Origin of the sequence: Teredinibacter haidensis, assembly GCF_014211975.1 — a bacterium.
GTDB lineage: Bacteria > Pseudomonadota > Gammaproteobacteria > Pseudomonadales > Cellvibrionaceae > Teredinibacter > Teredinibacter haidensis.
In genome coordinates this window covers 1,851,604-1,865,494 of the sequence record NZ_CP060084.1, presented here as the reverse complement: position 1 = coordinate 1,865,494, position 13,891 = coordinate 1,851,604, and the positions used below count along the sequence as shown (strand labels likewise).

Below are 13,891 nucleotides of genomic sequence, written 5' to 3'. Positions count from 1 at the left end.
TATAAAACTAAACCCAATTATATCTCAACGCTTTTTGTATAAAAAATACGTTCCCATCAGTGCAAGCCCAGTCATCGTAACTTTCACCTGATGGCTTGTAGGCTTACCTGTAATTAAGTGTTTTATAAAATGTTCGCAGTTATAGCTAAGGAGGCTATATCTCACTTTACCGATAGCTTGGCGTGCTCTGACAAATATTGAGTGCTTATGACTCTTCGCCTTTACCAAAAACATTTGATACTTTCGCCCTTTTACTACCTCGTCCCAAGGCTCCTCCCGCACCGTGCCGGTACGCATGCTATTTGAAATTAACATTGGCTTTCCGTTGTAAAACCTGTCCGTTACCAGAGCCCAGTGACGGTACACTCCCATGTCGACTTTAATGATTTTTAACATTACAATACCCCAAAATTGTTTATTTGTTTAAATTGCTAAATTAGCAAATGATATATAATCACAAATTCGGAGTGTAGTCAACATGCAATCAGGTATTGTTTTTGATCAAGTCGTAGGGGCTGTTCTTGTTCATTACAGGAAGAGAGCGGGGCTGAATCAACATGAAGCTGTCAAAGGCACGGAAATCGGCGTGTCCAGTCTCTCTAGACTTGAAAAAGGAGATTATTCATTAGGCATGGAGCAGCTTTTCGTCTTATCGCACCGCTACAATGTCTCAATGCAAGAAATAACAACTAGTATTGAAAAAACATATACTAATGCTGTTAACAAAGGTGTGTCCGTTGAAAATGAAAAAAAATCGAATACTGGGCTTTTACTTTTGGGGGCAGCTGCAATTGCAGCACTGGTAATCGCAAGTAATTAGGGGCTACGGCCAACGCCATATAGAAAATAGGGGCTTCAAATATAAACATCTAACGCGTTGACATCTATTTATTTTGTAGTTTTTCTCCATTGACTCTATACCCCCATGAAGTTGGCGTTTTTGTTTGATTTTTCGAGCATTCTAGCTATGGGGATTGTGTCTTTTCAAGATCCTAAGGCGTTAAATCACGAACGCAGTCTTTGTGCTTTTGAGAAAACCGAGATTTTAAATAGCGGTATGATTCACTAATAATTACTTTTAAAATCTCGATTGAAATAGAAATTTTATCTAAGCCTTACCTTTTTTGGACAACGTAATATCTTTTATGAAATGGATGGGAATAGGTAGTCGATAGTGGCGACACGCCATGAATACCACTGGCCAATATCGAAATTTTATTGCCGATAGCTCCTTAAGATGATTCGATTCTTCGCACTCTTTAAATACGTCCGACAAGAACTCTTCCTTTTCTTTATGTATCGGCAAGTGAGAAAGTGTTCCTCCGTGATTATCTTTATTGCTGTATAGATACTCCTCTGTATCAACTCCAGGAAACCACATTTGGAAATTACACTTTTCTAGGTAATTTTTTTTGATCGATTGAACCGCCTTATAAACTTCGTCAAACCCATGCACTGCAGCGAAAAGTGAAATGTACGGGTATAAGATGCTTCCCTTTGTAATCGACTCCCTATAATCATCACTTCCAAGTTTCGGATACTCAATTAGCTCGTGATAGTTATTGATATTGCACGGATATTGCCCATTGGTCGCAAATAGAAAATCGATTTGGCCAACCATGTTTGACAACCAAGCATTCACATCTGCATTGTTGCTGCTGTCCAAAGAAAGAAACCATAGCGTTATCGCTATATCTATAGCTTGATCATCTTTATATGGCGAAAGTAGTGAAGGATTGTTAGCAATGGTCGATTTTATTGCGTTAAAATGAGTTGTGATTTTTTTTCGTAGTTCATTCTTAATGCCTGCATTATCTTCGTTATCTGGTATTGATTGTAAATACCAATGTAGCCATATACCAGACAGTGACATTCTGCCCAAAATATCAAAAAGCTTTAGGTTAACGTCAACCGAACAAGAAGGATTTATCGCATTGGATAGCGCATGAAGGTTTCTCGTGTGGGGAAAAATCTTCTCTGTAAAAAAGTATTCGTTAATTTGGATCAAGAGTGATTGCATGGAATGTAAAGTCTCTAAAATTCCAATAGAAACTTTGTTTTTTTGTTCGAAAAATGGCCTGGCATTTGACCAGGCGTTTAAAAATGAAAGCTCGCATACTCTGTAGGCGCTTTCGATATTATTTGCATCGCGGCACCAGGTGTATTGTATCCATAGGCATATGTATAGCTGCCTTATGGCTGTTAGGGTCTTTTTGGCATCTATTTCTTTGGGGTTATCGAATAAAAGCTCCATCAGCTCTCTGAAATAACGATAAGAAGCGTCAGGCTCGTCCAACATCGCGAGAGATTTTCTCATCAGCGTTCGGCAATTTTTGGGTAATAGATCCTCCCTAAGGAAATGTTGCTCAATCAAATTTGACAAGCGTTCACCACCCCATCGTCTAAATTGTAGGGCTTCGGTAGCATGTGTACCTTCATAAGTAGCGACATTAAGATCTATTTCTCTTTTGATATCGCCACCAAAGCAAATGCAAATTTCCACTGGAAAAGACTTATACTCTGAGGGTAGATGAGTTGGTATATAAACCGTACGAATCTCATCAAGTGAGGGTTGAAGATCTTGAGGTGATCCATTATTCCAATCTTGTCTACCTAGATCACCAGATTTAACAGAAAATAGATAGACCTTTTCCGGCTGATCATCTATTTTTCCGAATGCGGCAACATCGACCCCATATTCCCGAACTCCAAGCCCCGGTTTGGAAAAAACATTTAATCCCATCTGAGACAGTAAGTCAGGAAGTAACGCGTCAAGTTCATTTCTTTCCCTTAATGAGGCCAAATATTCTCGTATAATAAGCTTCATGACGAACACCCCTCCATTCGGAATACTCTTAATACATAATCCAGCCCGTGTGGGTCTATCTGCTGTAATCTAGGGAATTCAATGGAGTGGCTAATGGTATGCATTTTCACTTCTTGCCTAGTCGTATCTTGATCTGGCCCATGATGAATATGGTGAATTGAACTATTTCCGTACAATAAAACTGTTGGGGTGAATAGACTGGCTAGAAGTCCGGGAGGTTGTTTCTCCATGGCTTCATTCATTGCTTCAGCGTGGTACCTATTGTATGACTCTCTTTGGGAGATAGAGGGAGATAATTCTTTTATATCCCAAGCTGCCTTTAAGCCCTCGTGATAAGTTTCTTGTTGGAATAGTAGGTTCTTCACGGTTATTCTAACATTTTCATTTTCCGATCCAGCAATTGACGATAAGTACCCTTTGACCATGCCGGAATAACTTATTAGAAGAGGGTTAAATATTAGATTCTGGATTTTATCTCGGTCATTATCTGAAGCGCCTTCAATAATCGACATGATGAAACTAGTTGCGGCCACCGGATGAGTGAATAACCATCCACAAGATTTTTTACAACTTAGATACTGCATTTCCGAACTAACGTTTCGAATATCATCGAAATTCGCTCGCAATTCAAATTTGTCGTCGTTGATAAAATCAAAAATAGTTAAGACTGATTTGGCGACGCTCATGCAGTCGGATAAGAGCCATTTTGTAACAACTCTATTAAAAGTATCCTTTTCATTTATTAGCTCGTTAGAAAAGCTGTCAAAACATTTAATAATGTCCGAATTCTTATTATTTCTTATATATGCTTCTACAAAATCAATGGCCTGCCGAGACTCATTTGACTTCAATATGTGAGCTAGCCCATAGTCTAGGTTGTTTATAGATCCGAGGTTTTTAAGGTCTACGTTTAGGCAGTAGTTTAATATAACTTTTTGAACATCAACATCCAGGTCTTTCTTGTCAAAAAACAATACTTCGGTTGCAGAATGAAGAATGGATTCATCTATTTTTGTTGTAATTTTATTTGCTATTTCTAAGGTCGCTTCCTTGAGCTCAGGGAATAATTTTCTAAGTGAAGCAATAGTGCGTAGTGAGCAGCCTAAGACTTTGCTGCTAGTGTCATCGACCTTTTTACTTATTTCGGTAATTGCTGATTGAGCAAGGTTTACTTCACTATTGAATTCAATTCTTCCTAGAGAATAAATCGCATTAGAAACAATCTCTTCGCTCTCTTCATTTATGAGGCCGATAGCTTTTTTACAGTACAAATCAAAGTCTAATTTTGAGCCAGCAATAATTGCAGGGCAGACTAGGTTTACATCCGCATTGGGTGAGTCCAGTTCAACATTTATGGCTTGCATCGGGCGTTCAGGGCCGGCTTTTAGGTATTCGATAAATGGTGTAATTACCCAGCCTGCAGCAAGGTCGTTACCAGCTTCTATGGTTAAATGCCTAACGCAGGACATAACAGGCGTAACCTCTGCGATTAATGTAGGAAGCGCTTGCTCAAAAGCATTCCTGACGTCAAAGAAAGAGTGTTCATTTTCGGCTTTAAATAAACCGCTAAACTCTTTTAACAGGTCTATTTTTTGCTCATTATGTAAAGATGCTAATAATTCACCAACATCTTCACGATAAGGTCTCTTGCCCTTGTATTCCTTAGCTAAAGTGATTAAAAAATCACCATCCGCTGACGCGTTTATTAATATTTCGGAGAGTTGATCATTTTCTTCCATACCGTGACAGCCCTAAGCTAAAATTTTTGTTATGTTTTCGATAAGACTAACATCAAATCTTCAATTTTTGTCAATGCCACTCTAAGTTGTTGCTCATCTGACCTGCCAGAGTAATCATCAGTCACGTCTCTTCCCGAAAGGTGATTCAGCAGATCTTTCTTTGTGGTTGAACCTATGCCTGCCGCTTCAGCTAAACCAGCGAATGTTCTGCGAAGATCGTGAGGCGTAATATGTAGTCCGCATGCTCTCTTTATGTGCTTTGTAACAGTCTTTGGTTCAGCCACTGGAAAAAGGCGGCTATCAACTGATTCGGAAATCCTTTCGTTGATTAATTTATGTAAGGTAGCCGTTAGAGGTAAGGTGTGGTCTTTGCCGTTCTTGGTCTTGCAAAATGTTACGGTTTTCCGTAATTGGTTTACATCTTTGGTGTGAAGACCGCGCGCTTCTGAAGAACGGCAGCCGGTTAGCAGCATAAACTTGAACAAATCACGCTGCATTGGGCATTCCAATTGGTGCAGAACTTCCCAGAACGCGGGAAATTCCTCTCTGTGTATTCTACGGATTCTAGGCTTTTGTTCGATCCACATCTTAAGCCCGTTAGGCCCTAGCTCTTCAGCTGGCCATCTAGGAAGCTCACCACCTCCGCTTAGGGCTCGATTAAAACTCAGAACTCTACGAAGCTTTTTCATTACCTCGTTCGCGCCTACACCACCATCACCTGCTTTACCACGCTTTATATTTTCTTCAGCAATCCGTTCGATAAGAGATCGGTGCATTGAGTAAATTTTTTGGGGGGTACAGATATCAGCAAGCGGCTTGTTGAGCCAGTTAGATAAGTGGTGTTCTACAGCATGACGCCAGTTATCGATCACCCTAGGAGTATTGGTTGACTGTTTAAGGTAGTTTTCAAGCCCCTCATGCAAGGTCAGTGTGCGATCAAATGACTTTCGAGCACTGTTTGGGTTTATTCCCTGGTCAAGTTTAGCGATGATCTGGCTCGCTTCAGAGCGAATACGCTGCATATTGGGCATTGCTTGATTAACACTGAACGGCAAGGCCACGCGGACAGCGCTACGGCTTCCTTTAGGGCACTTATAGACACAGAGCTTGGACCTGCCCGAAGGGTGCACCACAAGCCTTAAAAAGCGGTTCTCCGCATCCCTGTATTCGGTGCGTTTATCTGGGGTTAATACGGCTGTTTTTAGCAGCCAGTCTTTTGTGAATTTGTATGTCTGCATTGTATTTGGGTTAGCATCTGGGTTAGCAAATCAGGTTTTATGGTGTGGTATGACGTGATACTAAGATGCAGAAATATTACTAAATAGTCAATTAAAACAATAGGTTAAATATACTATATTATATGGCGTGATGTATCGTGATATGGTTTTCCAAACACTGGCAGTGTTGAGGTCAGCGGTTCGATCCCGCTAGGCTCCACCAAATAAAAAACCCCTGCTCGAAAGAGCAGGGGTTTTTTATTTGGCCAAGATTAACTGCGGAGTTGTTCTTAGCTTCGGTTTGAAGTGCAGGAGGCACTAATACTGCGGTCGCCATGGATGGCGCAAGAGCAGTGCGATCCCGCTAGGCCCCACCAAAAACGTTGTTAAATCAACGGGTTGAACGCCCGCTTGACTACGGGCTTTTTTTGCCTGAAGAAACGCGGGGGCAAGCCGGGGATATTTGATTAGTGTTTACTGTGGTTCTATCGCATTGAATACGGTTCAACAGCTCACCCTTAAAGTTGCGTTCAGCGCTCTCTTTCCTTGCTGCTCGGAGGGGGTAGCGAGCCGTTAAACTCCCCGTTGACTTTGATACAGCAAGCATCATAAAAATCCAAATCAAGCCATTTTTTATCAAGTGTTTACAGGCTATTTTTCATCAAAATGCTACGGGGAAACTCGTATAGCGATACTGGATTACCAGTCCCTCATGTCGCTTTAATCCAAAATTCCACTACACAGAATATATTCCGTACCCTACAGGGTCGCGCTGTTGGTAAAGAGAGGTTGGGGGGAGCAATGGTTGGATACCTGTTCACAAAGAAGCGCAGAGATATCCGTTGTCCACGGTTCGTAAAACTATTTATGGGTGGGTGTTGTATAAATGAGGCCGGTATTCCATACGATATTAAAATCCTTGATTCGCACCCTGTTGGTGTGTTCGATAAGGCTTTATTGAAAGCCAGAAAAAATTTAGGCACCCGTATATTCTCGATGGCCAGCCCAAGATAATAATGGGTGCGCCGAATATTTTTTATTTTTCGATACTCTGAATTTTCTAACAAACCGTAACAGGTTCCGCCGCTTTGCGGCCTATAGCCGAACTGAGAATGATCGTGATTTACTTATTGCAATGATCCGGCCCATGAGCCGCGCAACACTTTTCGTTACGGGAGCCGTTTTATTTGGGCGCACCTTATCACTAGCCGAGAGACTCACCGACACAGGTTGACCTTGCAGCCCGTAACAAAAGCCAATACGTCAAATTACCCATATTGGGTATCCATTAGACGCATACCGCTGGTTAGCCCAGTGTTGCACAATGTTTCTATCGTTCAGTCTTTACTTGTTTCAATCAATTTATCTGTAATCCCAGGGGTCAACTTATGAGACACGGTGATATTTCCAGTAGTCCTGATACCGTCGGTGTAGCGGTGGTTAACTATAAAATGCCAAGTTTGCATACCAAAGCCGAGGTCTTGGATAATGCTCATAAAATTGCCGAGATGATTAAAGGTATCAAAATTGGCTTGCCAGGCATGGATCTGGTTATTTTTCCGGAATACAGCACCATGGGTATCATGTACGACCCCGATGAAATGATGGCCACAGCCGCAATAATCCCTGGAGATGAAACCGCAATATTCAGCGCGGCGTGCAAAGAGGCCAATACTTGGGGCGTATTTTCATTAACGGGCGAACGACATGAAGAGCATCCAAATAAAGCACCCTATAACACGTTAGTACTCATTAATAGTGACGGTGAAATAGTTCAAAAATATCGTAAGTGTATTCCCTGGTGTCCTATCGAAGGTTGGTACCCTGGCGATAGCACTTATGTAAGCGAAGGCCCTAAGGGCATGAAAATCAGTTTGATTATTTGTGACGACGGCAATTACCCTGAGATTTGGCGCGACTGTGCGATGAAAGGCGCCGAACTTATTATTCGCTGTCAAGGCTATATGTACCCCGCTAAAGAGCAACAAATAATGATGGCCAAAACCATGGCTTGGGCGAATAACAGCTATGTCGCCGTTGCCAATGCTACCGGATTTGATGGTGTTTATTCGTATTTTGGTCATTCGGCATTAATTGGTTTTGATGGTCGTACTTTGGGTGAATGTGGTGAAGAGGATATGGGGGTGCAATATGCACAATTATCTGTAAGCCAAATTCGCGATGCACGCGCTAATGATCAATCGCAAAACCACCTATTTAAATTGTTACATCGAGGCTATACCGGAATTCATAACTCTGGAGACGGCGATCGGGGCGTTGCTGACTGCCCATTTGATTTCTATCGCAGCTGGGTATTGGATGCTGAGAAAACTCGTGACGACGTAGAAAAAATCACGCGTAGCACCGCAACTACTGCATCTTGTCCTGTGGGGAATTTGCCCTTTGAGGGCAAGGAAAAAGAAGCTTAGACGAGACGCAGCCATGCCGTATATAAATGACAAGATAGTTGAGAATCAAGAATTTATTCTTCGTCGTAAGTTTATGGCTAAAGCCTCGCGGACTTCACGCTTTGCGTATGATCCTAAAAAAGTTATTGAGGAACTACGGAAAAATATCGTAGGGCAAGAAGACGTAATAGGTACAATGACCGATATACTCTATTTGCTCAAGGCGGATTTTTCAGACATCAATCGCCCTCTCAGTGTTAACTTCTTTTTAGGCCCTACGGGTGTAGGTAAAACAGAAACAGTAAAATTAATTAGTAAATCCATATTGGGCGATGACAAAAATTTCTGCCGTATCGATATGAATACCTTGGCGCAGGAGCATTACGCTGCAGCGCTTACTGGTGCCCCGCCGGGGTACGTGGGCAGTAAAGAAGGGTATACACTATTCAATGTTGAGGCTATAGAGGGAAGCTTCAGTCGCCCTGGTATTGTACTTTTTGATGAAATTGAAAAAGCTAGTAACGAGGTTGTTCGCAGCATTTTAAATATTCTAGATACGGGAAAGTTGAAGATCGCCGGAGGAACAAAAGAAATAAATTTTAGTAATAGCTTAATCTTTATGACCAGCAATGTGGGTGCGCGTGAGTATTCCCAGGCAGCACATAAACGAAAGTGGTGGCCTTTTGGCGGTGGCTCTGGCCAGGAAGAAATTAGTGAGCGCGCTCTTAAAGAAAGGTTTGATCCAGAATTTCTAAATCGCATAGAACGAATTGTGCATTTTAAATCGCTTGGGCATGCGTTTGTTGATTCTATTATTGATATCGAGTTGCATAAGATAAATCAACGCTTAATGTCCAAAAATGCTCAAGTTACCATTGACAATAGCGCAAGGGCAGAAATCGGCGGTTACTATAATATCGAATACGGCGCACGCAATTTAGCCTATTTGATGCACACCAAACTTGGGCCGGTAGTGGCTAAATCCATGATGGAGAATGTAGAACAAGAGAATTTTGTTGTGAGTTTTGTCGATGGTAAATTTTGCGTGTTAACCAATATTTAATAATTCGATTGGGTTTAAGTTCGAGTTAAATATGCAGCGGCAGTAAAAAACCTATAATCCGTGGCGGCTATTATAGGCCAAAAACTGTCCACCTAATTCATACCCGAATCATACAGCGATCTTAAGGAAAAGCACCGTCACCACAAAAGAAACGCAAAGCCCAAGGGTTCGTTGTTGCTTGAATGCCTCAACAGGGGCCTATTATAAAGTTTGTGGGGCGAGGGTTTGTTTGTGATCAAACAGGGGGAATGTTGTCCTGGCTGGTTCCTTTCCATGCTAGTGAACCGCTAAAAAATTTTGAGCGAACGTGCGGCAAGCAGAAGCGCCCAGTCAAAACAGTACCAGAAGGTATGGAAATATAAAGCCTCATGCCACTGCTTATTCATACAAGCATTAAAACAACACCTTCCTCACATATTTAGTATTTCGTGACATGCCTCTCGCTAATATTTGATTTCCCCCATTGAACAATCCCTTGGAGTTTGTTCCTTTGTTTGGGATACAAAGATTTACCTCTATTTCGCATAAAAAACAGGAAAGTGTTCGTTATATCTGCGCGTTTAATTATTAAGCCATGATATAAAGGACGAGGATGAGAAAAGCAATACGGGCGCATGCGTTAAAGGGTGCGTTACGGTTCTTTAGTATTAAAAAAGGGAGAGGGTATTCATGTTTATGTCGTATCAGGGTTTTACAAAGCGTTCTGCTTTAAATGTTATTTTAGTGTTATTGGTTTCGCTGTTGGTCGCCTGCGGTGGCGGAGGTGGAGGCAGTAAACCCACTCCCACACCGATTCCTACATTAGCGCCTACACCGGTACCCGATACTACCCCAGAACCCTTCTCTTTCACCTTACCGGCCGTTAGCCCAGAAGCCGGTGCAACCGTAACGCTAGATGCCCTTACCATTACCGGTTTGGATGCGGCGGCAATTATTACTATTAGCGGTGGCGAATATGCTATCGACGGTGGTGCATTTACCGCTTTGCAGGGCATCATTGAAAACAGCCAAAGCCTGCAGGTTCAGGCAGTCGCCAGCAGCAACTTCAGTGGTGAAGTGGATGTAACCGTTACTATCGGTGGCGTGATAGAAAGCTTCACCCTCACCACCATCGCCGAAGACACCACACCCGAAGCCTTTAGCTTTAGCGCCGTAACCGATGCGGCACTGGGTGCAACGGTCAGCTCCAACACCGTGACCATAACCGGCCTGAACAGCCCAGCCCCTGTGAGTATTACCGGCGGCGACTACGCCATCGGTAGCGGCACCGCCACCAACCTGGGCGGCACCATTACCAACGGCCAAACATTAACTCTCTCCGTAACAACTGCAGCTACCTTTTCAACAGCCACCACAGCCACCGTAACGGTTGGCGGCGTAACAGCAGATTTTGTGGTGACAACCCTCGCGCAGGATACAACGCCGGATGTGTTTAGTTTTACAGATGTTGATAACGTCGAGCGGGATATAGAAGTCACTTCCAACACCGTAACCATCGTAGGCATTAACGATGCCGCGTCGGTTTCCATCACGGGTGGCACCTATGCTATAGATGACGGCGGCTACACGGCTACAGAAAGCAGTGTTGTGGCAGGCCAAACACTCACCGTAAAAGCACAGTCCCCCGCACTGGCATCGGCAGCTACCGATGTGGTACTTACCGTGGGTGGAATCAGCGATACCTTCACCATCAACACCCTAATCGACAACACTGCCCCCGTTGCAGAAATGCACTTCCCTACCCAGGTATCCCTCACCGAAGGCACCAGCATCTGGGTGCGCGGTATCGCCACCGATGACCTGAGCGAAATCACCAGCGTAAGCGTAAACGGCGTTGAAGCCGCAAGCGATGATGGCTTCGTTACCTGGTTGGTAGAAGTACCACTCGATATCAATACAGAAAACCCGCTAAGCGTTATTGCCACCGATGAAGTGGGTAATGAAAGCACCGCAGAAGTACTGGCAACGATAACGCAGAATATGGAAACAAATGTGAGTTTTCCGGTAGAAAATCTGCCGTACAGTTATATAAATAGTATTGAAATTACCCCCGACCATGAAGAGTTGATTGTGAGTAACGATGCCTGGAATATCTGGGCGGTAAACTCGCAAACGGGTGCCTACCGGCTGTTTTCTGCAGCACCCAATGCCGATGCACTGGATGCTGATTTGAACCACCGGATTTTTGATACGGTTTATGTTCCCTCAGAAACTGGTGACCAGTTTTACGCGATTGGGCAGGGAATATTTGTTGTGGATGTTGATGCGGGCACCGGTGACCGAACAGTTATCAGTAATGATGACTCGCCTGATACAAGTATTCTTTATGGGAATGGTAAAGAGCTGGATATCTTTGTGGGGGATACCGAAGCGGAATCCTATCTGGTGGTGGGTACAGCTACATATTCGGTTATCAGGGTTGATATGGTGGCAGGTAATAAAGAACTTATTTCGGATATCGCGAACGCCGGTCAGGGCGTTGTGCTCGAAAATATTACCTCGATTGTCGTGGACTCGATAAGCGAGAAGGCTTATCTCGGTGGTAGAGCTGATAGTGAATGGGCTCTTGTTGAACTTGATTTGTTAACAGGTAATCGCGAACAAGTGGCTGGAGAAAGTTGGCCCAATGACGCAGAGCTGGGTCCAATATATGGGTCGTATTTAACAAGTAATGGAGATTTCTTATACGGCTACGATGGAGGTCATATTTTACGAATAGACTTTCGTGTTGGCGAAACCTATGGATACAAAACACTTATTAGTTCAGGTAGCTCAGGTGATTTTCCCTCTGCGGATAATCATATAGCGGTAGGTCGTAATCTAGTGCTTTGGGAGGATAAGGGGATCGCCTATGTTGTCGAGTACAGAGGCATCTATGTTGTGGACTTAGAAACAGGCTATCGCGTGGTATTAACTCGGGCGCAACGATAGAGCCTCCTAAAATAGAAGAGGTAAAAGATAAAATTGTAAAAAAGGAGCGACGTATGACGGAAATAATGCTATGCAGAAGCCCTGTTCGGGAGAAATTTCTGGAGAGCCAGTGTGGTGTTGATTTCAACAATATTTTTGGTGTGAATGGCAATAGCCGTTCAAGCTTGTCACCCTTTAAACCTTATATTATTGGCTCTGGTGATACCGAAGGTATGTGTTCTGCCTCGCATCAGCGTGTATTAAGCCAAATAAAACCCGTTTCAAAAGAGCTTACAAATCTGTCTCTCTCGTTTGGTGAAGAGAACACCCAGGCACTTGCAGAAATGACCGAGAACTTAAACGCTTTCAACCATTGGTGTAATGGGGGCTTCTACCAGTATCTACGGTAAACGCATAAGTGGTTTTGCGGGAGCGGTAAAAAATTATCAGAATTCGCTTTTAGCCTATCGCGAAACCTTAAAAACCAAACCAGCCTCAAAAGCACTGGCCAAGAAAAAGGCATTTTTGGCTTTTAAAAAAATGCAAATCAGCTTTCGGTTCGAATTAGATTCTGCGGCATCGGGTATTAAAGCCAGAAAAGGCATACCCTTAACAAACCCTATAAGAGCAACCAATATCGCCAAAAGCAGCCGTAATATTGCCAAACTCAATATCACCAGCCAAGTACAGGCCAGCAAGTTGGCAAAGCTTGGTAAGGGCGCAAAATTTTTGGGGAATGGATTGGCGGTTATTGATTTTGGTGGCCGTGTTGGAAATATCCACAATAGTTATAAATCGGGTGGTGAGTGGGAGCGGGAGATGTTTATAGAGTCCAGTTCTTTTGCCGTTAGCGCTATAGCCGCTACAGCGTAGGAGTAGCTGCGCTCGGTTTTTTGGTACTGGCAACCCCTATTGGGTGGGTAGGCATAATTGTTGGTGGAGCGATAGTCGTAGGAAGTGCCGCAATTATAGCCATGGGCGCGAATGATTATGTCGGTAGTCGATCTGGAGAGTGGTATGACCGGCTTATGACGTTGGTAAGTGGATGAGTAGTTTAGAATTTTTATTATTTAGTGTCTTAATGGTTCTTGTTTTTCTTAGTATGGTTTTATTTGTATTATCTGGTCAGATTACGGTTCGGAGACTAAGAAAAATACCTGAAATTATAGGTGGCTTAGGTGTGGAATACATCGGCGGTTGGGATATTGTGAATGTAGCGCAAGCTTTGGCGCTTCCTCGTTCATGGATGGCCAAGCTAAATGATTCCCCTTTGGCAGTGTTGTGCGCTAATGCTGAGTTGCTCTGTAGGCACACTAATCGATTCGACAGAATATTAGCCAATATTTTCTACTGGATGCTGATGTCTGCATTTGTGTTATGTGTAATTTTGGTTCTGTTTAATGTGTTTGGTCTGTGGGCTGAATAATAAACATCCCCTTTTTCTTGTGATGACAAATGCCTGAAAAGTATATCTTTTAACAAAGATAAATATCGAGAGTGATACATGAGTTTTTCAAAAAAAAAGGAAGTTCTTTTGTGATTAAACCAAATAACAGAAAAAAACAGAAGAATAATGTTTTCAGAATGTCCACCCTCGCCGTAGCGATACATTTGCTATTTCGCATAAAAAACAGGAAAGTGTTCGTTATATCTGCGCGTTTAATTATTAAGCCATGATATAAAGGAAAGCGATCACAAAAGCGATACGGGCGCATGCGTTAAAGGGT

At 42.9% G+C, this 13,891-nt stretch carries 11 protein-coding genes; 7 read left to right on the top strand and 4 right to left on the bottom strand.

Annotated elements, in window-relative coordinates; all coding sequences use genetic code 11:
- Positions 1–24: 24 nt before the first annotated feature.
- The gene (locus tag H5715_RS07250) at positions 25–396 is read right to left on the bottom strand and encodes a lecithin retinol acyltransferase family protein (RefSeq protein WP_075185339.1); all 372 of its coding nucleotides are present in this window, start codon (positions 394–396) and stop codon (positions 25–27) included.
- Between the two features lie 82 nt (positions 397–478).
- Between H5715_RS07250 and H5715_RS07245 the strand changes: the two genes are divergently transcribed.
- Positions 479–820: a helix-turn-helix domain-containing protein gene (locus H5715_RS07245; RefSeq protein WP_075185340.1), complete on the top strand. Its 342-nt coding sequence runs from the start codon at positions 479–481 to the stop codon at positions 818–820.
- Between the two features lie 288 nt (positions 821–1,108).
- On the opposite strand, the gene H5715_RS07240 is transcribed toward H5715_RS07245, so the two are convergent.
- Genes H5715_RS07240 through H5715_RS07230 form a run of 3 tightly spaced genes read right to left on the bottom strand, consistent with a single transcriptional unit; the run spans position 1,109 to position 5,804 of the window.
- The gene (locus H5715_RS07240; protein WP_075185341.1) at positions 1,109–2,827 is read right to left on the bottom strand and encodes a hypothetical protein; all 1,719 of its coding nucleotides are present in this window, start codon (positions 2,825–2,827) and stop codon (positions 1,109–1,111) included.
- Positions 2,824–4,566, bottom strand: a complete 1,743-nt coding sequence (locus tag H5715_RS07235) for a hypothetical protein (protein ID WP_075185342.1) — start codon at positions 4,564–4,566, stop codon at positions 2,824–2,826. Before H5715_RS07235 ends, H5715_RS07240 begins: the two co-directional genes overlap by 4 nt.
- Before the next feature lie 29 nt (positions 4,567–4,595).
- Positions 4,596–5,804, bottom strand: coding sequence for a tyrosine-type recombinase/integrase (locus tag H5715_RS07230; protein WP_075185343.1), 1,209 nt, complete (start codon positions 5,802–5,804; stop codon positions 4,596–4,598).
- Positions 5,805–7,171: 1,367 nt separating this feature from the next.
- Here H5715_RS07230 and H5715_RS07225 point away from each other — a divergent pair.
- The 6 genes from H5715_RS07225 to H5715_RS07205 all read left to right on the top strand — a co-directional run bounded on the left by H5715_RS07225 (position 7,172) and on the right by H5715_RS07205 (position 13,590).
- Entirely contained in the window at positions 7,172–8,212 is a 1,041-nt protein-coding gene (locus H5715_RS07225) for an aliphatic amidase (RefSeq protein WP_075185345.1), read from the top strand.
- Between the two features lie 13 nt (positions 8,213–8,225).
- Complete coding sequence (locus H5715_RS07220) at positions 8,226–9,254, top strand: AAA family ATPase (RefSeq protein WP_075185346.1); 1,029 nt, start codon at positions 8,226–8,228, stop codon at positions 9,252–9,254.
- A 675-nt stretch (positions 9,255–9,929) separates the two neighbouring features.
- Positions 9,930–12,185 carry a hypothetical protein gene (locus tag H5715_RS07215; protein ID WP_185906613.1) on the top strand — a complete coding sequence of 752 codons (2,256 nt, stop codon included), beginning with the start codon at positions 9,930–9,932 and terminating at the stop codon, positions 12,183–12,185.
- Between the two features lie 53 nt (positions 12,186–12,238).
- Positions 12,239–12,574 carry a hypothetical protein gene (locus tag H5715_RS19975; RefSeq protein ID WP_139309838.1) on the top strand — a complete coding sequence of 112 codons (336 nt, stop codon included), beginning with the start codon at positions 12,239–12,241 and terminating at the stop codon, positions 12,572–12,574.
- Complete coding sequence (locus H5715_RS19970; protein WP_221892356.1) at positions 12,546–13,037, top strand: hypothetical protein; 492 nt, start codon at positions 12,546–12,548, stop codon at positions 13,035–13,037. The genes H5715_RS19975 and H5715_RS19970 overlap by 29 nt, the downstream gene beginning before the upstream one ends.
- 172 nt (positions 13,038–13,209) lie before the next feature.
- Positions 13,210–13,590, top strand: coding sequence for a hypothetical protein (locus tag H5715_RS07205; RefSeq protein WP_075186668.1), 381 nt, complete (start codon positions 13,210–13,212; stop codon positions 13,588–13,590).
- The last annotated feature ends 301 nt before the right edge of the window (positions 13,591–13,891 follow it).